The sequence below is a fragment of the Halomonas sp. RT37 genome, from assembly GCF_040070525.1.
GTDB classification, from domain to species: Bacteria; Pseudomonadota; Gammaproteobacteria; order Pseudomonadales; family Halomonadaceae; genus Halomonas; species Halomonas litopenaei.
Map to the genome: position 1 here is coordinate 3,086,387 of NZ_CP098827.1, position 20,656 is coordinate 3,107,042.

Consider the following 20,656-nt stretch of genomic DNA (forward strand, 5'->3'; position numbering starts at 1 on the left):
AAAAACCCGCCGCATACGAAAGCACCCGCTGGCCGAGGTCAGCGGGTGCTTTCTAGATACTGGTGGCTACGCCCTGACTCGAACAGGGGACCCCATCATTATGAGTGATGTGCTCTAACCAACTGAGCTACGTAGCCTTTTGGGTCGTCATGCGGCAAAAGCGCCGTGTCGACGGGGGAGAATTATGCACACCGTTCATGAACTTGGCAAGCCCGCCTGCGAAATTTTCGACGACGGGCCTGCCTGCTCTCCCCCGGCCGGGAACGCTCTGGGCTTGCTAGACAGTCAGCTCAGGCCTGTTCAGCGCCCCAGCGCTGGCTTATTCGACACCCAGCTCTGGCTTATTCCACACCCAGCTTTGCCTTATTCAACACCCAGCTCCGCCTTGACCACCTCGAGGGCAGGCTCGCCATCGGCGGTCTCCACGCCTTCGAGCCAGGAGGCGAGCAGCTCCGGGTTGGCCTGGAGGTAGTCGCGGGCGGCCTCGTCCGGGGCGGTGCCGTCATCCATGATGGTGCCCATCAGCTGGTTTTCCATCTCCAGGGTGAAGCTCAGGTTGTTGAGCAGCGCACCGACATTGGGGCAGGCGTCGGTGTAGCCGGCGCGGGTGTTGGTGTAAACGGTGGCGCCGCCCAGGTCGGGGCCGAAGTAGTCGTCGGCGCCTTCCAGGTAAGCCATGTCGAAATTGGTGTTCATGGGATGCGGCTCCCAGCCGAGGAACACCATCCAGGTCTCGTCGGGGACGCGGGCACGCAGCTCCGCCAGCATGCCGGCCTCGCTTGAGTCGATCAGCGACCAGTCGCCGAGCCCAAAGGCGTCATCGTCGATCATCTGCTGGATCAGCTCGTTGCCGTCATTGCCGGCCTCGATGCCGTGGAGTTCGTTATTGAACTTGTCGGCGTGCTCGTCGAGATCCGCCACCGAGGTGACACCGGCGTCGTAAACGTACTGCGGCACCGCCAGGGTGTACTTGGCCCCTTCCAGGTTGGCTCCCAGGCGATCGACATCACCCTGCTCGACGTAGGGGTCGCTGATGGACGCCATGGACGGCATCCAGTTGCCGAGAAAGACGTCGAAGTCGTCGTTCTTCATGCCCGAATAGGCGATCGGCACCGAGACGGTGTCGATACGCGTCTCGTAGCCCATGGCCTTCAGCACTTCGGTGGTCAGCGCGGTGGTGGCGGTGATGTCGGTCCAGCCAACTTCGGCGAAACGTACCGGCTGGCAGCTGTCATCGGCGGCCATCGCCTGGGGGGCGGCAAGGCCGGCGATGGCAGCCGCCAGCACGGACAGAGCGGGAATCGTCGGGGTCGTCATGATGCACTCCTTGTTGAGGTTATCGGTTGCAGTATGGTGGCCTGTTCACGACTGTGCCGTTGAATCGACCAGATTTTGATTGAACGTCCAATCAATAAAAGGCATACTCTCTACATCCTAACCTCGGGGGTGCCTCGAGGAGCAAGTCACTAGATTCAACTCTTGAGCACGATATCGCTCGAGACGCGCATCAACAGATTCACCTCTCGGGCACCTCAATGTTCGAGGGCGAACGGCACGGAGGTCTGTCATGCCCAAGGTAGGAATGGAGCCGATCCGCCGCCAGCAGCTGATCCAGGCGACCATGGCGGCGATCCACGAGGTGGGGCTTGCCGATGCCACCATCATGCGCATCGCCCGCCACGCCGGGGTCTCCGCCGGCATCATCAGCCACTACTTCGGTGGCAAGGATGGCCTCTTGGAGGCGACCATGCGCCAGATCCAGCATGACCTGGGCCAGGCCGTGGCGGCGCGGCGCAAGGCGCTGAGCGACTCAAGCCCCCGTGCCCATCTGGAAGCGATCATCGACGGCAACTTCGACGCCTCCCAGACCAACGCCCGCGCTGCCGGCACCTGGCTCGCCTTCTGGGCCAACTCGATGCACAAGGCCGACCTGCAGCGGCTGCAGAAGATCAACGACCGGCGGCTGTACGCCAACCTGTGCTACCAGTTTCGCCGGCTGATGCCCCGACACGAGGCCCAGCGCGCCGCCAATGGCCTGGCCGCGATGATCGACGGTCTGTGGCTGCGCGGCACCCTGTCGCCGGAAGGCCTGGACGCGGTCCAGGCCCGCCAGCTGGCGCGGGAGTACCTGAATCGACTGCTCGACAGCCACGCGCCCGCTGCGGCTCGCAAACCCGAACCGGCCTGAGTCGTCTTCAGGCTCAGGCCCCGAGCCTCGAGCCGCATCTCAGGCAGACCGAGTGGGCAGGCTCAACACCTGCGCCACTCACGCGCACATTCTTGCTCTTCACTTATCGCCCCGACATCGCTGTCAGCTTGCTGACACATGCCCTTTCGACAGGAGGATGCCATGGCAACTCTCGAACTCCAGAAGCTCTACATCGACGGCCGTCTGACCGACGCCACCTCCAACGAGACCTTCAGCGTCACCAACCCCTACGATGGCAGCCACCTGGCCGACGTGCAGGTGGCAAGCCAGGCCGACGTGGACGCCGCTGTCGCCGCGGCTCAGCGCGGCCAGAAGGTGTGGGGCGCGATGTCCGGCATGGAGCGCGGACGCATCCTCAACCGCGCCGTGGCGCTGCTGCGCGAGCGTAACGACGAGATCGCCGAGCTCGAGACCCGCAACACCGGCAAGCCGTTCAGCGAGACGTCCACCGTCGATATCGTCACCGGCGCCGACGTGCTCGAATACTACGCCGGCCTCGCCGCCGCCATCGAAGGCAGCCAGATTCCGCTGCGTGAAGACAGCTTCGTCTACACCCGCCGCGAGCCGCTGGGCGTCATCGGTTCCATCGGCGCCTGGAACTACCCGATCCAGATCGCCTGCTGGAAGTCCGCCCCGGCGCTGGCCGCCGGCAACGCCGTGGTGTTCAAGCCCAGCGAGGTCACCCCGCTGACCACCATGATCCTGGCCGAGGTGTTCACCGAAGCCGGTCTGCCCGATGGCGTGTTCAACGTCGTCCACGGCGAGGCCGAGGTGGGCCAGGCGATCACCGGCCACCCGAATATCGCCAAGGTCTCCTTCACCGGCGAGGTGGGCACCGGCAAGAAGGTAATGTCGGCCTCCGCCGCCTCCAGCCTCAAGGACGTCACCATGGAGCTTGGCGGCAAGTCGCCGCTGATCGTCTGCCGTGACGCCGACCTGGTCCGTGCCGCCGACGCGGCGATGATGGCCAACTTCTACTCCAGCGGCCAGATCTGCACCAACGGCACCCGGGTGTTCGTCGACAACGCCGTCAAGGACGACTTCGAGGCACTGCTCGAGGAGCGCGTGGCGCGCATCAAGGCCGGCGACCCGATGGACCCCTCGGTCAACTTCGGTCCGCTGGTCAGCTTCGAACACCAGGAGAAGGTGCTGTCCTACATCGAGCTGGGCAAGCAGCAAGGCGCCCGGGTACTGGCCGGCGGCGACGCCTGGGACCAGGGCGACTGGGCCAAGGGCGCCTGGGCGGCCCCCACGGTGTTCACCGACTGCACCGATGACATGCGCATCGTGCGTGAAGAGATCTTCGGCCCGGTGATGTCGGTGCTCGGCTTCGACTCCGACGAGGAAGTGCTCGAGCGCGCCAACGCCACCACCTATGGCCTGGCCGCCGGCGTCTTCACCGAGAGCCTCAACCGTGCGCATCGCCTGATCCATCGCCTGGAAGCCGGCATCTGCTGGATCAACACCTGGGGCGAGTCCCCGGCCGAAATGCCGGTGGGTGGCTACAAGCAGTCCGGCGTCGGCCGCGAGAACGGCATCGAGACCCTGGCCCACTACACCCAGACCAAGTCGGTCCAGGTCGAAATGGGCCCCTTCGAGTCGGTCTTCTAAGGCCGGCCCGTCGCGACAGCACTCGAACACCGCGTCACGCCTGACCCGGTCACCCCATTGCCTTCAGGGAGGCGTCACATGTCACAGCTCCGTGAATTCGACTACGTCATCATCGGCGCCGGCTCCGCCGGCAACGTCCTCGCCACTCGTCTGACCGAGGACCCGGACGTCCAGGTCCTGCTGCTGGAAGCCGGCGGCAAGGACCACCGCTTCGACTTCCGCACCCAGATGCCGGCAGCGCTGGCCTATCCGTTGCAGGGCAAGCGCTACAACTGGGCCTTCGAGACGGACCCCGAGCCGCACATGGACAATCGCCGCATGGAGTGCGGTCGCGGCAAGGGCCTTGGCGGCTCTTCGCTGATCAACGGCATGTGCTACATCCGTGGCAACGCCCTGGACTATGACGGCTGGGCCAAGCGCGACGGGCTCGAGGATTGGCACTACGCCAACTGCCTGCCCTACTTCAGGAAGGCCGAGACCCGCGATATCGGCCCCAATGACTACCATGGCGGCGACGGCCCGGTGTGCGTGGCCACCCCGAAGCCCGGCAACAACCCGCTCTACCACGCCTTTATCGAGGCGGGACAGCAGGCAGGCTACCCGGCCACCGAGGACGTCAACGGCTACCAGCAGGAAGGCTTCGGCCCCATGGACCGCTTCGTCACGCCCCAGGGACGCCGCGCCTCCACCGCGCGCGGCTATCTGGACGAGGCAAAGAAGCGCCCCAACCTGACCATCGAGACCCGAGCCACCACCGACGTCATCCTGTTCGAGGGCAAACGTGCGGTGGGCATGCGCTATCAGCGCAAGGGCCAGACCCAGGAGGTGCGCACCCGTCGCGAGGTGCTGCTGTGCGCCGGCGCCATCGCCTCGCCGCAGATTCTGCAGCGCTCGGGCATCGGCCCGGCGGACCTGCTGGCGGAGCTCGGCATCGAGGCGGTCCACGTCAACGACAACGTCGGAGCCCATCTGCAGGACCACCTGGAGATGTACATCCAGTACGAGTGCAAGAAGCCGATCTCGCTGTACCCGGCGCTGAAGTGGTACAACCAGCCGGCGATCGGCGCCGAGTGGCTGTTCAAGGGCAGCGGCGTGGGCGCCAGCAATCAGTTCGAGGCCGCCGGTTTCATCCGCACCAGCGAAGAGGAAGCCTGGCCGAACCTGCAGTACCACTTCCTGCCGATCGCCATCAGCTACAACGGCAAGAGCGCGGTGCAGGCCCACGGCTTCCAGGCCCACGTCGGCTCGATGCGCTCCCAGAGCGAAGGCCGTGTACGGCTGACCTCGGTCGATCCCAAGGCCGCGCCCTCGATCCTGTTCAACTACATGTCCACCGACAAGGACTGGGAAGAGTTCCGCGACGCCATTCGCCTGACCCGCGAGATCATCGCCCAGCCGGCCATGGACGAGTTCCGCGGCCGCGAGATCTCGCCGGGGCCGGACGTGCAGAGCGACGATGAGCTCGACGCCTTCGTGCGCCGCCACGCCGAGACCGCCTATCACCCCTGTGGCACCTGCCGCATGGGCGACGGCGACGACTGCGTGGTCGACGGCGCCGGACGCGTGCACGGGGTAGAAAGCCTGCGGGTGGTCGACGCCTCGCTGTTCCCGGTGATTCCCACCGGCAACCTCAACGCGCCGACGATCATGCTGGCCGAGCGCATGGCCGACAAGATCCGTGGCCGCGAGCCGCTGCCGCCGAGCCAGGCGCCCTACTACGTGGCCAACGGCGCCCCGGCCCAGAAGCCGCCGCAGCGCCGGCTCGAGGAGGCCCATCCGACCCAGAGCGAGCGGCGCCTCTCCGCGCGTGCTGGTGCTGGTGCTGGTGCAAGTTCTGATAGCACAGCGCAGCCTGGCTGACGCCGGAAAAGCTGCCGCTGGCGGCGACACGATTTAGACGACATCGACTTGGCCCCGTGACTTTCACGGGGCCTTTTTTGTGCAGCTAAGAGACCTCTAGTTCGACCATGGTGCAAGAGGCAAGGTTTTCGATGGCCGGTTGTCAGGCGATGGGCTAATCTGCAAGAATTCAAACAGGCGTTTTATTACAACCACACTTCCTCTCATCGCTCTCCAAGGAGAACCGCCCATGCTCAGCCTGCTCCTGCTCATCTTTGCGGTCGTTGGCCTGATCGCCATCGCCCGCCGCGAGGCCGGGGCCGCGCCTGCCGCCGCCCTGCCCGCCATTCTCGGGGTCGCGGGCCTGGTCCTCGACGCCGAATTCGTCGGCGTACTGCTGCTGATCACCGCCGCCGTCATCGCCGTCTGCGGCCTGCCGGCGCTGCGCCATGGCTGGCTGTCGCCGCGTCTGTTCGCCATGTTCAAGAAGGTCGCCCCCCGCGTATCGGATACCGAGCGTACTGCGCTTGAGGCCGGCAGCGTGGCCTGGGACGGTGAGCTGTTCTCCGGCCGCCCTGACTGGCAGCGCCTGCTCGACTTCAAGGATGACGGCCTCAGCGACGAGGAACGCGCCTTCATCGACCATCAGTGCACCGTGGCCGCCGGCATGTGCAACGCCTGGGACATCGCCCGCGAGCGCGCCGACCTGCCGCCGGAGCTGTGGGACTACCTGAAGAAGGAACGCTTCTTCGGCATGATCATTCCCAAGGAGTACGGCGGTCTCGGCTTCTCGGCCAAGGCCCAGTCGGCGGTGCTGCAGAAGCTCGCGGTCAACGAGACCCTGATGTCCACCGTGGGTGTCCCCAACTCGCTGGGTCCGGGTGAGCTGCTGCTCAAGTACGGTACCCAGGAGCAGAAGGACCACTATCTGCCGCGTCTGGCCGACGGCCGCGAGATCCCCTGCTTCGGCCTGACCGGCCCCCGCGCCGGCTCCGACGCCACTTCGCTGCCGGACGTCGGCATCGTGTGCAAGCAGGAAATCGACGGCAAGGAAGTGCTGGGCCTGCGCCTGACCTTCAACAAGCGCTGGATCACCCTGGCGCCCATCGCCACCGTGGTCGGCCTGGCCTTCCGCATGTTCGACCCGGACCACCTGCTGGGCGACACCGAAGACCTCGGCATCACCTGCGCGCTGGTGCCGCGTGACACCGACGGCATGGAGATCGGCCGTCGCCACCACCCCATCGGCAGCCCCTTCATGAATGGTCCGATTCGCGGCAAGGACGTGTTCGTGCCGCTGGACACCATCATCGGTGGCCCCGAGATGGCCGGCGAAGGCTGGCGCATGCTGATCGAGTGCCTGTCAGTCGGCCGCTGCATCACCCTGCCCTCAGGCGCTACCGGCACCGGCCGCTACGCCATCGGCTGGGCCGGCGGCTTCGCCCGCATCCGTCGCCAGTTCAATGTGCCGGTGGCCGAGATGGAGGGCATTCAGGAGCCGCTGGCACGCCTTACCGCCAAGGCCTACATCGCCCAGGCGGCGGTCTACCAGACCGCCAACACCATCGACCACGGCCAGGCGCCGGCGGTGCCATCGACCATCCTCAAGAGCCAGCTGACCGAGTTCCAGCGTGACATCCTGGCCGATGCAATGGACATCCACGGCGGCAAGGCGGTGACCCTGGGCCCGCGCAACTACCTGGGCATCGGCTACAGCGCCAACCCGGTGGCGATCACCGTGGAAGGCGCCAACATCATGACCCGCAACCTGATGGTGTTCGGTCAGGGCGCGATCCGCTGTCATCCCTACGTGCTGGAGGAACTGGCGGCCAAGGACGCCGATGACGCCAAGGCCTTCGACCGGGCGTTCTTCCGCCATGCCGGGCTGATCTTCGGCAACGCCGCCCGCGCCCTCACCATGGGCCTGGGCATCGGCAAGCCGTCCTGCCCCTTCGACGAGGTCGCCCGCCCCTACGCCCAGGACGTGGCCCGTCTGTCTGCCGGCTTCAGCCTGTGCGCCGACGCCGCCATGGCGAGCCTGGGCGCCGAGCTCAAGCAGCGCGAGATGCTCTCGGCGCGCCTGGGTGACGTGCTCTCCAACCTCTATCTGGTGAGCATGGTGATCAAGCAGTGGCACGAGGGTGACAAGGTCGAGGGCGAGGCGGAACTGATGCACTACGCCTGCCGCTTCCTGCTCAACCGCGCCGAGACAGCCTTCGTCGAGGTCTTCGACAACCTGCCCAACCGGGCGCTGGGCAAGACCCTGAAGGTGCTGGTAATGCCGCTGGGCCGCCGCTGGGCACGCCCCCACGACGACCTGGCCCGGTCCATCGCCCGTGCGGTGTCCACCGACAGCGCCCTGCGCAAGAAGCTCTTGGTCGGCGCCTGGGACAGCAACGACCAGGTCCAGGACAACCCGGTGGCGCGCTACAACGCCCTGCTGGAAACCCAGGACCGCGCCGAGGTGCTCTATCGCCAGATCAACAAGGCGTACTCCAAGGGCAAGCTGCCGGTGCAGGCGCTGCACCCGGAAGAACGCCTGGAAGCCGCGCTCGAGGAGGGTCTGATCAGCGAGGAGGATGCCGACTTCATGCGCAAGCGCGAGGCCGAGGTGCTCGACATGCTGAGCGTGGACGACTTCGCCTTCGACGCCTTCGTCACCGACAAGGAAAAGATGAACCACCACAACGTCACCGCGTAACGCCGACGTTGCTCGCACCACCACGACGCCCGGGCCCAGCCCGGGCGTTTTTATTGGCCGTTATTGCAGCGGCCAGACCAGCATGATCAGCGGGATGGCGACCACCATCACCACCAGGGTCAGCGGCAGGCCAAGGCGCCAATAGTCGCTGAAGTGATAGCCCGCGGGGCCCATCACCAGGGTGTTGGACTGGTGGCCGATGGGCGTCAGAAAGGCGCAGGAAGCGCTGATCGCCACCACCATCAGGAAGGGGTCCAGCGACAGCTCGAAACCGCTGGCGAGACTCGCCGCGATGGGCGCCATCAACAGCGCCGCCGCCGCATTGTTGATGACGTTGGACAGCAAGGTGCTGACCATGAAGAGCCCCGCCAACACCAGGATGGGCGGCCACTGGCTGCCAAGCCCGAGCATGGCATCGGCGATCAGACCTGCCCCGCCGCTGGACTCCAGCGACTGCCCCACCGGAATCATCGCCCCCAGCAACACCACCACCGGGCCGTCGATGGCACGGTAGCCTTCACGCAGCGGCAGCACCCCCACCAGCAGGGTGACCAGCGCGGCCAGCGACAGGGCCACCGCCGCCGGCAGCAGATCGAACAGCATGGCCGTGATGGCGACGGCAAAGATGCCCACCGACAGCGCAAGCTGGCGCGGCTGGCCGAGGGTCAGGCGCCGGTCTGCCAGCGGCAGGCAGCCAAGCACCGTCAGGCTCTCCCCCAGCCCTTCGGGATCGCCCTGCAGCAGCAGCACGTCGCCGGGCCGAAAACGAATATCGCGCAGACGCTGCTTGAGGCGCCCACCGTCACGGGCCACCGCCACCAGGTGCAGGCCGTACTGATGGTGCAGGCGCAGCTCGGCGGCGGTGCGGCCGCTGATGGCGGCGTCGTTGCGCACCACCGCCTCGATCAGGTGCAGGTCCTCGGGGGCCTTGTCGTCCTGGCGCTCGTCGCCGTCCTCGGTGCCCCGCGCCGCCTCACGGGTCTCGTCCAGGGTGATGCGGCGCTCTCGCGCCTGCTCGTCCTCGTCGACCAGTTGGCGGGTACGCTGGGCCAGCGAAGCGGACCCGGCATTGCCGTCTGCGTTCAACGGCTGGGCCGACGTCGACGTGGCCGCTGCGTTGTCCGAGGACCGCACCTGATCATCGCTGCCGGTCTGCTCGGTGTTGGCTGGCTCGGTGTCGGTCGGCTCGGCGTCGCTCTGCTCGGCATCAGGATCCGGCGCCTCCTCGGGTGCCAGACCGACCCGCAGTCCGGCCCGATCCTCCAGAGCCTTGAGCTCCTCGGGACCGGCCTCCAGCAGCAGGATGTCGCCCTCCTTGAGCACCCCATAGAAAGAGTGACCGGCGTAGCGATGACCGCCCCGCACCAGCGCCAGCACCGGCACGTTGTCGTCGAGCTTGCGCCTGAGCTTGTGCAGCGACCAGCCCAGGGCCTGGGCATCGGCGTCGACCCGTACCTCCACCAGATAGTGGGCGGTATCGAACATGGCGTCGCGGCTGGCCTGGCCGGTGCGCCTTGGCACCAGGCGCCAGCCCAGCAGCACGATAAAGGCAACCCCGGCGAGTGCCACGGCGCCGCCCACCGGGAAGAAGTCAAACATGCTGAAGCGCTCGCCGGCGACGCTGGCACGGTAGCTCGAGATGATGATGTTGGGCGGGGTGCCGATCAGGGTGGTGAGGCCACCCAGCAGCGAGCCGAAGGCCAGCGGCATCAGCAGGATCGACGGCGAGGTATCGTGTTCGCGCGACATCCGCAGGGCCACCGGCAGCAGCAACGCCAGCGCCCCCACGTTGTTCATGAAGCCCGACAGCACGGTGACAAGGCCGGTCAGCGCCAATAGCTGGTACAGGAGCCTGTCGCCAACCTTGAGCACCTGGGCGGCGATCACGTCCACCACCCCGGCCCGCTCGAAGCCACGGGACAGCACCAGCACCGCCACCACGGTGATCACCGCCGGATGGCCAAAACCGGAAAAGGCCTGGTCGGCGGGCACCAGCCCCAGCACCACCGAGGCCAGCAAGGAGGCCAGCGCCACCAGATCGAAACGAAACCGCCCCCAGACGAACGCCGCCAGCGTCAGCCCGAGCACGATAAATACCAGAAGACTGTCGTCCATGCCGGCCCCTCCCTGGGCGGCGCCCTGACGGGCGATTGCAGAGTGCTGGAGGTCGCGAAAGCGTCACCGAGAAAGCGCCAGGGTACCGCTGATTCAGCGTAGCCTAAAACACCTCGTCAGCGCGCCTCGGAGGGTTCGACGAAGGGCAGGCTTCGTCAACGGGCTGGGGTTCGGCAAAGGGTTAGGGTTCGTCAAAGGGCAGCGGTTCATCGCCGCGACGGACCTCGAACACGTTCAGCGTCATCGCCACAAGGGCGTAGTAGCCAAGCACCCCGACCAGTTCCACCACGGCCTCCTCGCCGAAGGCCTCCACTGCCCTGTCGTAGGTGGCCTGATCGACGCGACGGTGCTGATACAGCACGCTGGCCAGGCGATGGACGATGACTTCGTCGCTGCGCTCGAAGGTCGGTTGACGGCCTTCTCGCAAGGCCTCGACCACCGACTCGGACAGGCCGGCCTTGAGGGCGATGGGGGCGTGGATCTGCCACTCCGCCTGGGACTTCCACCAGGCCGCGGTGGTCAGGATGGCAAGCTCGGTGAGGCGCAGCGGAAGCGAGGTATGGTAGCGACAGAAGGCGCCCAGGCGCTGGGCATGGTCGGCAAGCTGTGGGCTGTGCACCCAGGCCAGGAAAGGACCATCGAGGTTGCCGCGGGGGCCGCTGAGGATATCGTCGAGCACCCGGCGCTGCTCCGCGCTCATGGTGGCGTCGTCAAGCTCGGGCAAGCGGGAACGAAGGGTCATGCTGTCATCCTGTACGTGGGAAAAAAGGTAGCAAGCCCGCCCCTTGGCGGGCCTGGTGTGTCAGTGGTGTTGCGCGGGCCGAAGCGCCAGGCATGGACTCAATGGCCCACCTGGCCAAGCGCCTGCTGCAAGGCGGCGTCGAGCTTGTCGACGATCTCGTCGAGATGATCTTCCTCGACGATATAGGGCGGCGCCAGCAGCACATGGTCTCCACGGCGTCCGTCCAGGGTACCGCCGGCGGGATAACACATCAGCCCCTGGTCCATGGCGGCGGCCTTGACCGCGGCGTTGAGGCGTCGGTCGGGGTCGAAGGGCTCCTTGCTGGCCCGGTCCGCCACCAGCTCGAGTCCCAGAAACAGCCCGCGTCCACGAATATCGCCGACCTGTGGATGGTCGCCAAAGCGCTGTTGAAGGCGAGCACGCAGCGCCTCGCCCCTGGCGCGCACCTGCTCAAGCAGGCCGCGTTGCTCTACCGCGCGCTGCACCGCCAGCGCCGCGGCGCAGGCGGTGGCGTGGCCGATATAGGTGTGGCCATGCTGGAAGAAGCCGGTGCCCTCGGCGATGGTGTCGCGGATACGCGCACTGGCCAGGGTGGCGCCGATGGGCTGGTAGCCACCGCCCAGGCCCTTGGCCACGGTCAGAAGGTCGGGGCTGACGTCTTCCTGCTCGCAGGCAAACAGGCTACCGGTGCGCCCCATGCCGCACATCACCTCATCGAGAATCAGCAGGATACCGTGACGATCGCAGATCTCGCGCACCCGCCGAAAGTATCCGGGCACCGCCGGCACCGCGCCAAGGGTCGCCCCCACCACCGGCTCGGCGACGAAGGCCATGACCCGGCGTGGCCCCAGCCGCTCGATGGTGTCCTCGAGTTCCACCGCGAGTCGCTCGCCGTAGGCTTCGGCGCTTTCGTCCGCGCGCTGGCCGCGATAGGCGTAACAGGGGCTGACGTGGGTGGTGTCGGCCAACAGCGGTTCGAAGGGACGCCGCCGCCAGGCGTTTCCGCCGGTGGCCAGCGCCCCCAGGGTATTGCCGTGGTAGCTCTGGCGCCGGGCGATGACCTGGGTGCGCTCTGGCTGGCCGATCTCGAGAAAGTACTGGCGCGCCATCTTCAGCGCCGCTTCCACCGCTTCGGAACCGCCGGAGACGAAGTAGACGCTGCCGATGCCCTGGGGCGCACGATCGACCAGAAAGTCGGCCAGCGCCTCCATCGGCTCCGAGGTAAAGAAGCTTGAATGGGCGTAGGCCATGCACTTGACCTGTTCGCTGATAGCGGCCTGCACCTCGGGATCGCTATGCCCCAGGCAGGACACCGCCGCGCCGCCACAGGCATCGAGGTAGCGCTTGCCTGCGGCATCGATCAGATAGGGCCCATCGCCTGCCACCGCGGTGGGATAGGACGCCTTGAGGTGGCGGTGAAAGACGCGGCTCATGGAACCTCCAGCAGGTAGATACAACATCGCATAAATGCAAATATTAAATGCATTCTATTTTTGCACAATGCATATTTGCAAGTTGAGTCTACGCCTCACCGGACAGACGCCCGCCAAGCTGGCACACTGGCCCGCTCGTCATTCAAGGAGACGCCATGCCCTCTCGCGACTCGAAGCCCGCCACCAAGCCACCGACCGAGCGGAGCGCTCAGGACCGCCCTGTTCGCCTCGGCGAATCGAGCACCCTCGGCGACTTGCAGGAGCTGGCAGCGCAGATCCAGGCCGGTGACGGCGAGGTTCGTCTGGGCAAACGATCGTTGCGGGTGCTGATGGCACTGCTGGAGTCGCCGCAGGCGAGTGCGGTGGCCTCGATCAGCGAGCTGGCCGGGCGGCTCGAGGTGAACCCCTCGACCTTGACCCGGCTGGCCCAGCGCCTGGGCTTCGACGGCTTCGGCGAGCTGCAGGCGGTGTTTCGGCGGGATCTGGCCGACGGCGGCGAGCACTTCTACAGCGACCTGGCCTCGAGGCTGTCGACCGATCGCGACCAGGGCCAGGGTGTCGCGCGGCTGGCCCGGCTCGGACGCCAGGAGAGCGCCAACTTCGCCGGCCTGCTCGAGCGACTCGACGCCGATGACTACGACCGGGTGGTCGAGCTGCTGGCCCTCGCCCGTCGGGTCAGGGTCCACGGGCAACGCCAGTTTGCGTCGCTGGCGCAGTTCATAGCCTATGGGCTTGGCATGCTGCGTGCCGATACCGGAGAGCTGGATGCGGGACACCAGGGGGTGGCCGATGCCCTGGCGCAACTGGATGAAGGGGACCTGCTGGTGGTGATCAGCTGCTTTCCCTACACCACCAGCGTGCTAGAAACCGCACGGGTGGCGGCGCGGGCGGGGATTCGGGTGGTCGCCCTGACCGACAGCGAGTCGTCTCCGCTTGCCCGGGTCGCCGAATACCGTTTCCTGGTGCCTACCGACAGCCTGTTCTTCTCCAACGCCATGGGTGCCTTCTTCCTGCTGGCCCAGGGCCTGCTGACCGAGGTGGCCGATCGCCTGGGCGACGAGGGACTGGCCGCCCTCAAGCGGCGCGAGAAGATGATTCGCGAGCTGGGGGCGTCGCTGTAGCGCCAAGCAGAACCGACGGCGAGCAGGGCAGCCGGTACGCAAGCCACTCCGCCGTCAGGCCGACGCCTCCCTGAAATGCAAGCGGGCCCGCCAACTTGGCGGGCCCGCTCTGTCCGGAGGACAAGTTCGATCAAGAAGATAGGGATCGGCGATCGATCGCTCAGGGCAGCAGCACGGTAGACCCGGTGGTCTTGCGTGACGCCAAGGCGTCCTGGGCCTTGCCGGCCTCCGCCAGGGCGAAGCGCTGGGCCACGTCGATCTTTACCTTGCCGCTCTCGATCATGTCGAACAGCTCGTCGGCCATGTCCTGCAGCCGCTCCGGGCTGTCGGCGTAGCCGTTGAGGCTCGGCCGAGTGACGTAGAGCGCGCCCTTCTGGTTGAGGATGCCGATGTTGACCCCCTCGACCGGTCCGGAGGCGTTGCCGAAGCTGACCATCAGGCCGCGCGGCTTCAGGCAGTCCAGCGAGGTCTCCCAGGTGTCCTTGCCGACGCTGTCGTAGACCACGTCGACCATCTCGCCACCGGTCAGCTCGCGCACCCTCTCGACCACGTCTTCCTTGGTGTAGTCGATGGTCGCCCAGGCGCCATTGCGCTTGGCAAGCTCTGCCTTCTCGACGGAGCTGACCGTACCGATCAGCTTGACGCCCAGGGCCTTGGCCCACTGACAGGCAATCGACCCCACCCCACCGGCAGCGGCGTGGAACAGGATGGTCTCGCCGCCCTGCAGCGGGTAGGTCTGACGCAGCAGGTACTGCACCGTCAGCCCCTTGAGCATGGCCCCCGCTGCGGTCTCGCAACTGATCCCCTCGGGCAGCGCCACCACCTTGTCCGCCGGCAGGGTGTGCAGTTCGGCGTAGGCACCCAGGGGCCCCTGAGCGTAGGCCACGCGGTCGCCTACCTGCAGATGCTCGACCCCCTCGCCCACGGCGTCGACCACGCCAGCGCCTTCGGTTCCCAGGCCCGACGGCAGGGACGGCGCCGGATACAGACCGGTGCGGAAGTAGATATCGATGAAGTTGAGGCCCACCGCCTCATTGGCGACGCGTACCTCGCCGGGGCCCGGCTCGGCCGCCGGTGTATCGACGAGTTCCAGCACCTCGGAATCGCCGGTGCGTGCGAATTGAATCCGCTTGGCCATGAAAGGCTTCCTTACGCTGCTAACGGGTATGTACGCCCAGTCAAGCGCTCTGCTCGACCTCGGTCAAGTCCAAACTGGATTTGCCGTCGGCACAGCCGTGGCCACGGGATCACTGTCGGCGCTTGACAGCTCCATTGATGTCTACGAGACTCATCAACTGTATACAGTTAACATATAAACATGGATACATCTTGTGTGGTGCACCGCGTTTCCCCTTGCTGAACGCCGTGAACGGTCGTGGCAAACCCTGCACCCACCTCATCCAGCAACGAAAAGGACGCTGTCATGAAACATGCCCTGCTTTCCTCCGCCTCCATCCTCGCGATCACCGCCGTGCCGCTATTCTCTGCCGTGGCGATGGCGGATGACGACGCCTCGGACAACGTCGCCGAAGAGTGCCGGCTGACCATCGATTCCAATGACCAGATGCAGTACGACAAGAGCGAGCTGAGCGTACCCGCCAGCTGCGAGACCGTCAGTCTGACGTTGACCCACTCGGGCTCCATGGCGAAAGACGTGATGGGACACAACTGGGTGCTGGCCCCTACCGACGCCTATCAGGAGATTGCCTCCGCCGGCATGCAGGCGGGACTCGACAGCAACTACCTACCGGAGGATGACCGCATCCTGGCCGCCACCGACATCATCGGCGGCGGCGAATCCACCAGCATCACCTTCGACACCGAAGGACTCGCCGACCAGGATCTGACCTTCTTCTGCTCCTTCCCCGGCCACTCCTCGATGATGAAGGGATCGTTCAGCCTCACCAGCGAGGGCTAGGGCTTGTCTGAAAAGTGCCTGCGCTCGGTAATACGGCGTTAAAAATCGGATCAAAATGCTCATTTACACCCCGTAAACTGCGCTTTCTCACCGATTTTTGCCTTGTCTAACCTTCGCTCGTCGACTTTTCGGACAGCGCCTAGACAACTGCACGGATCGACGGGCATCGATCCCTGACGGCGTGACCCGGGCCACCTCCGTTCTTGCTGCCCGCGAGCGGATCAACAACCACCTCGGCCCGGCAAGCGCCGACCCTTTGCCCAACGACGAAGCCCCGGCCCTCGCCTCCAAAAGAGGTAAGGGCCGGGGCTTCGTTGTTACTACCACTTCTACTAGTTCATAGCGTCCGCGGGAAGGACCCAACAGGTGCCCTTCCGTCGCTGATCACAACGTCCGCGGGAAGGACTCCAGCCCTCTGACAAAGCGGTTCTTGTAATCCTCAAAGAGTGCCTTGTCCTGCTTGAAGTTGGCCACCACGGAGGCTTCGTCCACGGTCAGGGTACGCGGCAGATTGTCGAGGCTGGTGGCCGTATGCTTTGGCCCCAGACCGATCTGCAGCTCGCCCGGGCCCTTGATCCAGCGCTGGATACCGGCGGCGCTAAACTCGGCCTTCTGGGCATCGCTGACCACGTCCACCCGCAGCGGCGCCCGCAGCGCCAGTTCCGCCACCAGGCGAAGGGCGGGATTCAGCTTGCCCTTGCCGGCCGGCTTTTGCGCCTCGCCCTGGCTATCGCTTTCCGCGCCGGTCTTGTTGCCGCCGTCGACCGCACTTTCGGCGTCAGGATCCAGCGACGTCAACTGGGCCACATTCATGCTGGTACCGGCTTCGTCGCTGACCAGCAGGGCCAGCGCGATGGGACGGGACTGATCGTCCACCAGCGCGAGAAGCCGGGCGGCTTCCTGCTTGAACAGCACCCCGATGACGCCGGCGAAGGTGACCAGGGGGGCGATACCCGCCTGATGACCGTAGGCTTCCGCACACAGGCGTGCCAGGCAGGCTTCCCGCTGCTGGGGCTCGTTGATTTTGACGACCTTCATCACTGACCTCTAATTGCTGGCGCCGACCGGCGCTGACCCACTTGTCGAAACCGGCGAGACTAGCATATTCCAGGCAGCGACACCGCCCTCGGCGTACCGCTGCGACAGACGGGGTGTTCATGTCGTCGCCGTTCGGTCATCTTTGTGGCCCAACATGGAGGCGTGCAGCCTCTGGCTAGCAGGACGGTCATGTCCGATGATGACGAAAGCCGGTGCCATGTTGTGACGCCAAGCCAAGGAGAGCCCATGACGACATCTCGCACGCCCCTTATCGACCTGCCCCGCCTGATGGCGCATCGCGGCCTGTCGGCCCATGCACCGGAAAATACCCTGAGTGCCGTCCAGCTTGCCTGGGAAGCCGGTATCACCTGGGTCGAGCTCGATGTGCAATTGCTGGGTGATGGCACCCCGGTGATCTGGCACGACCCCGGCATGCGGCGCTGCTCCAACGGGCGCGGCAAGTTAAGCAAGCTGCGTCTGGAACAGGCCAGAGAATACGACGTCGGCGCCTGGTACGCCGAGCGCTTTCGCGGTGAGCGCATGGCGACACTCGACGACATGCTCAATCTGATCGATCGACGCGGTATGGCGGTCAACCTGGAACTCAAGGTGACCCGGGGCCGCGACCCCGAAGCGTTGGCCGAATCGGTGATCCCACGTCTGCTGGAAGCGCTGCCGTTCGAACGTCGACTGGTGTCTTCTTTCAGCCCGGCGGCGCTCGATCACGCGCGAAGCATCGCATCACCCAGCCAACTCGCCCTGGGCGTCCTGGTCGACAAGATCGGCAAGAACTGGCGGCACGACATGGAAGCGGTGCAGGCCTACAGCCTGCACTGCGACTGGAAGAAGCTGAAGGAAGAGCGGGCTCGGGAGGTCACCCAGAGCGGCACACCGCTGCTGTGCTATACGGCCAATGATCCGGTGGCCTTCGCCAAGTACTGGAAATGGGGCGTGACCACCGTCATTTCCGATGACCCCGAACGCTTTGCCGACAAGACGTAACTTGCCAAGGCGTATCCTTGAAGCGGCTCTGCCACTGGCATGGCCCTGTATTAAAAAGCGACCTGTCTTAAAACCGACCTGTCCAAACCTAGCGCTTGCTTGGCATGCCAGCGGCCACTCGCTAGAGTGGGCTTGATATGTTGCTGCCAGCGAGCCACTTCATGCCCCAGGTATCTGACCTTCAGGTGTCACTGCACGACACAGACCGACAATCGCTGTTTGTTCGTCGATGGCGTCCCGAGCCTGATACCCAGGGCGCGCCCATCGTGTTGCTGCATGACTCGCTGGGCTGCGTTGAGCTGTGGCGCGATTTTCCCGAAGCCCTGTGCCTGACCACCGGCCGCGAAGTGATCGCTTACGATCGACTGGGCTTCGGCCAATCCACACGCCACCCAGACCGACTGACCCACACCTTTATCGCCGACGAAGCGCACCAGGGCTTTGCCGCGCTTCATCGCGCATTAAAGCTCGAGGGTTTCGTTGTTCTGGGCCATAGCGTGGGCGGCTGCATGGCTGCCGGTATCGCTGCCCACTACGACGATTGCCAGGCGCTGATTACTCTGGCGGCCCAGGCCTTTGTGGAAGAACGCACGCTTTCGGGCATACGCCAGGCCCGCGATACGTTCGCCCTGCCCGGCCAGATCGAGCGCCTGGAGAAGTACCATGGCGACAAGGCCCGTTGGGTGCTCGACACCTGGGTAGAGACCTGGCTGGACCCCGACTTTCGGAGCTGGGCCCTGGATGACACCCTCAGGCGCGTTGCGTGCCCTGTGCTGGCGCTGCACGGCGACCAGGACGAATACGGCTCACCACAGCAGCCCAAACGCTACGCGCAACTGCCTCAAGGGTCGTCACGGATGGTATTGCTGGAGGGGTGTGGCCACGTGCCCCATCGCGAGCAGCCTGACAGAGTCCTTGACTACATCACGAGCCTGCTGAGTGAGCAAATCAACGTAGATGATGGTGAAGAGCAAGGGACGCAATAGCGGATAATAGTACGCCTCATCGAACGGGCAATTGACAAAGACATTGCGCTCAAATGGCATACGCCGTCACTTCTTCGAGCGCAGAGACTTGGTTGCCTCAGATGCGCGCCGATAGCTCTTGCGCTCCTGGATAGTGCCATCGAGCCCATGCACGTATAGCTCACCGTGCTCCTTCCTGGCCGCGCGGCGCGCATATTCCACGGCTTCAGCCTTGCTCTCGAAAACCTTGCCGGCACGAGACGTGCCGCTGGTCTTTACCGCCCATCCCTTGTCTCTGCTGACCACATGTTTGGATGTCACCTTCATGACCAAGCCCTCGACGCAGTTGCCATGGTGCCATCTGTACAGGGAAAGCAGTGGCACCCCCACAGTTTACGCCGGGCGCCGATATCGGACCATCTTCCTCAACCGATCAGGCGCAGAACCATCTCCATATCCAGATGCTGCTCGATGGTGTCGGCCAGGCGGTCGAGTTGACGTTCGCGATGGGCGTCGAGGTCTACCCGGCGAGTGTCCTCGGGCGGAAGCCCGAGGCGGGCGAGCAATGCTTCGCAGGCGTCGGGGCCGTCGAACAGCCCGTGCAGATAGGTACCCATGATCTGGCCATCCTGGCTGACGGCACCCTCGTCTCGTCCTTCGAGACGCATCAATGGCCGTGAAAGCGCCTCGCCCCGGCTGACGCCCTGATGAATCTCGTAGCCGTGGATGCTGCAGCAGCCGTCGGCGGTGTCGATGCGCCCGCTGACGCGTTTAAGGCGCTTGTCGGGGCGCATGGTGGTGGACATGGCAAGCCAACCGAGCCCTTCGACGCCGCCGGGCTCGCCCTCGATGCCGTCAGGATCGTCGATCCATTCCCCCAGCATCTGAAAACCGCCGCAGACACCCAGCACCCGCCCGCCGTAACGCAGATGACGCCGGATACGCTCATCCCACCCTTGGCTGCGCAGCCAGGCCAGGTCCGCCCGGGTGTTCTTGCTGCCCGGCAACAGGATGACGTCGGCATCGGGCATCGGCTGGTCGGGGCCGACCAGGCTCAGGCTGACGCGAGGATGCAGGCGTAGCGGATCGAGGTCGGTGTGGTTGCTGATGCGCGGCAGAGCCGGCACCACCACCTTGAGCATGTCGCCCCCTGCGTGATCAAGCCGCTGCTCCAGCGACAGGCTGTCCTCGGCGTCGAGCCACAGCCCCTGCAGGTAGGGAAGCACACCGAGCACCGGCCTCGCCTCGCGCTCGGCCAGCCACTCAAGCCCCGGTTCCAGCAGCCCGATATCGCCGCGAAAGCGGTTGATCACGAAGCCCTTGATCCGCGCGTTTTCGGACGCGCTGACCAGCGCCAAGGTGCCGCATAGCTGGGCAAAGACGCCGCCTCGGTCGATGTCACCGACCAGCAGTACCGGGCAGTCCACCGCCTCGGCGAAGCCCATGTTGGCGATGTCGCCTTCGCGCAGGTTGACCTCGGCGGGGCTGCCCGCCCCTTCGGCGATGATCACGTCGAAGCGCTCGGACAGCCGGCGATGGCAGTCCATCACCGTCTGTCGGGCGGTGGTCTTGTAGGCGTGATAGTCCAGCGCGGCCATGCTGCCGTGGACGCGACCGGCCAGGATGACCTGGGCGCCCTTGTCGCTTTCGGGCTTCAACAGCACGGGATTCATGTCGCTGTGGGGCGCTACGCGGGCAGCCTGGGCCTGCAGCGCGGTGGAGCGACCGATCTCGCCGCCGTCCACGGTGACGGCACTGTTCAGCGCCATGTTCTGGGGCTTGAACGGGGCCACGCTGAACCCGCGCCGTGCCAGCACCCGGCACAGACCGGCGACCACCGTGGACTTGCCGGCATCCGAGGTGGTGCCCTGGATCATCAGCGTTGCCATGCTAGCGCTCCCTTACTGCTCGATGCTCTTCCTGGAGTTAGATCAAAGCTTGATCGCAACGCGATACTCTTTT

At 65.5% G+C, this 20,656-nt stretch carries 16 protein-coding genes and 1 tRNA gene; 8 read left to right on the plus strand and 9 right to left on the minus strand.

The genetic code is table 11. The annotated features are described in order from the left end of the window. Window positions 1–60: 60 nt before the first annotated feature. A tRNA-Met gene (locus NFG58_RS13360) sits at window positions 61–137 on the minus strand. Window positions 138–363: 226 nt separating this feature from the next. Continuing rightward, on the minus strand, window positions 364–1,245 hold the full coding sequence (locus NFG58_RS13365) for a choline ABC transporter substrate-binding protein (RefSeq protein ID WP_348828137.1): 882 nt from the start codon (window positions 1,243–1,245) through the stop codon (window positions 364–366). Between the two features lie 322 nt (window positions 1,246–1,567). Here NFG58_RS13365 and betI point away from each other — a divergent pair, with 322 nt between their 5' ends. From betI to NFG58_RS13385, 4 genes are all read left to right on the plus strand, one after another. Beyond that, window positions 1,568–2,188, plus strand: a complete 621-nt coding sequence (gene betI, locus NFG58_RS13370; protein ID WP_204248998.1) for a transcriptional regulator BetI — start codon at window positions 1,568–1,570, stop codon at window positions 2,186–2,188. 162 nt (window positions 2,189–2,350) lie between these two features. Then, on the plus strand, window positions 2,351–3,820 hold the full coding sequence (betB, locus tag NFG58_RS13375) for a betaine-aldehyde dehydrogenase (RefSeq protein ID WP_286985819.1): 1,470 nt from the start codon (window positions 2,351–2,353) through the stop codon (window positions 3,818–3,820). 78 nt (window positions 3,821–3,898) lie between these two features. Next, entirely contained in the window at window positions 3,899–5,680 is a 1,782-nt protein-coding gene (gene betA, locus NFG58_RS13380; RefSeq protein WP_348826720.1) for a choline dehydrogenase, read from the plus strand. A gap of 229 nt (window positions 5,681–5,909) precedes the next feature. After that, entirely contained in the window at window positions 5,910–8,360 is a 2,451-nt protein-coding gene (locus NFG58_RS13385) for an acyl-CoA dehydrogenase (protein ID WP_045994601.1), read from the plus strand. 60 nt (window positions 8,361–8,420) lie between these two features. Here NFG58_RS13385 and NFG58_RS13390 read toward each other — a convergent pair whose 3' ends face one another. The 3 genes from NFG58_RS13390 to NFG58_RS13400 form a co-directional block, all read right to left on the minus strand. Continuing rightward, window positions 8,421–10,475, minus strand: coding sequence for an SLC13 family permease (locus NFG58_RS13390; protein WP_222568960.1), 2,055 nt, complete (start codon window positions 10,473–10,475; stop codon window positions 8,421–8,423). A 181-nt stretch (window positions 10,476–10,656) separates the two neighbouring features. Then, a complete protein-coding gene (locus tag NFG58_RS13395; RefSeq protein ID WP_045994599.1) occupies window positions 10,657–11,217 on the minus strand; it encodes a carboxymuconolactone decarboxylase family protein in 561 nt (186 codons plus the stop codon). A 98-nt stretch (window positions 11,218–11,315) separates the two neighbouring features. Then, the gene (locus tag NFG58_RS13400) at window positions 11,316–12,650 is read right to left on the minus strand and encodes an aspartate aminotransferase family protein (RefSeq protein WP_348826721.1); all 1,335 of its coding nucleotides are present in this window, start codon (window positions 12,648–12,650) and stop codon (window positions 11,316–11,318) included. Window positions 12,651–12,805: 155 nt separating this feature from the next. On the opposite strand from NFG58_RS13400, the gene NFG58_RS13405 reads away from it, so the two are divergent. Next, window positions 12,806–13,771 carry a MurR/RpiR family transcriptional regulator gene (locus tag NFG58_RS13405; protein WP_348826722.1) on the plus strand — a complete coding sequence of 322 codons (966 nt, stop codon included), beginning with the start codon at window positions 12,806–12,808 and terminating at the stop codon, window positions 13,769–13,771. Window positions 13,772–13,931: 160 nt separating this feature from the next. Here NFG58_RS13405 and NFG58_RS13410 read toward each other — a convergent pair whose 3' ends face one another. Beyond that, complete coding sequence (locus NFG58_RS13410; protein ID WP_213229605.1) at window positions 13,932–14,909, minus strand: NADPH:quinone reductase; 978 nt, start codon at window positions 14,907–14,909, stop codon at window positions 13,932–13,934. Between the two features lie 285 nt (window positions 14,910–15,194). Between NFG58_RS13410 and azu the strand changes: the two genes are divergently transcribed. Then, window positions 15,195–15,689 (plus strand): azurin, encoded by a 495-nt coding sequence (azu, locus tag NFG58_RS13415; protein WP_348814508.1) that lies wholly within the window; start codon window positions 15,195–15,197, stop codon window positions 15,687–15,689. Window positions 15,690–16,073: 384 nt separating this feature from the next. Here azu and NFG58_RS13420 read toward each other — a convergent pair whose 3' ends face one another. Continuing rightward, window positions 16,074–16,727, minus strand: a complete 654-nt coding sequence (locus tag NFG58_RS13420; RefSeq protein ID WP_045994595.1) for a hypothetical protein — start codon at window positions 16,725–16,727, stop codon at window positions 16,074–16,076. A 246-nt stretch (window positions 16,728–16,973) separates the two neighbouring features. Here NFG58_RS13420 and NFG58_RS13425 point away from each other — a divergent pair, with 246 nt between their 5' ends. Then, complete coding sequence (locus NFG58_RS13425; RefSeq protein ID WP_124803901.1) at window positions 16,974–17,729, plus strand: glycerophosphodiester phosphodiesterase family protein; 756 nt, start codon at window positions 16,974–16,976, stop codon at window positions 17,727–17,729. A gap of 161 nt (window positions 17,730–17,890) precedes the next feature. Continuing rightward, the gene (locus tag NFG58_RS13430) at window positions 17,891–18,715 is read left to right on the plus strand and encodes an alpha/beta hydrolase (protein WP_348826723.1); all 825 of its coding nucleotides are present in this window, start codon (window positions 17,891–17,893) and stop codon (window positions 18,713–18,715) included. 66 nt (window positions 18,716–18,781) lie between these two features. Here the strand turns inward: NFG58_RS13430 and NFG58_RS13435 are convergent, their stop codons facing one another. Next, a complete protein-coding gene (locus NFG58_RS13435) occupies window positions 18,782–19,021 on the minus strand; it encodes a DUF2188 domain-containing protein (RefSeq protein WP_108448894.1) in 240 nt (79 codons plus the stop codon). A gap of 98 nt (window positions 19,022–19,119) precedes the next feature. Then, a complete protein-coding gene (locus tag NFG58_RS13440) occupies window positions 19,120–20,583 on the minus strand; it encodes a cobyric acid synthase (protein ID WP_348814510.1) in 1,464 nt (487 codons plus the stop codon). Window positions 20,584–20,656: the final 73 nt, after the last annotated feature.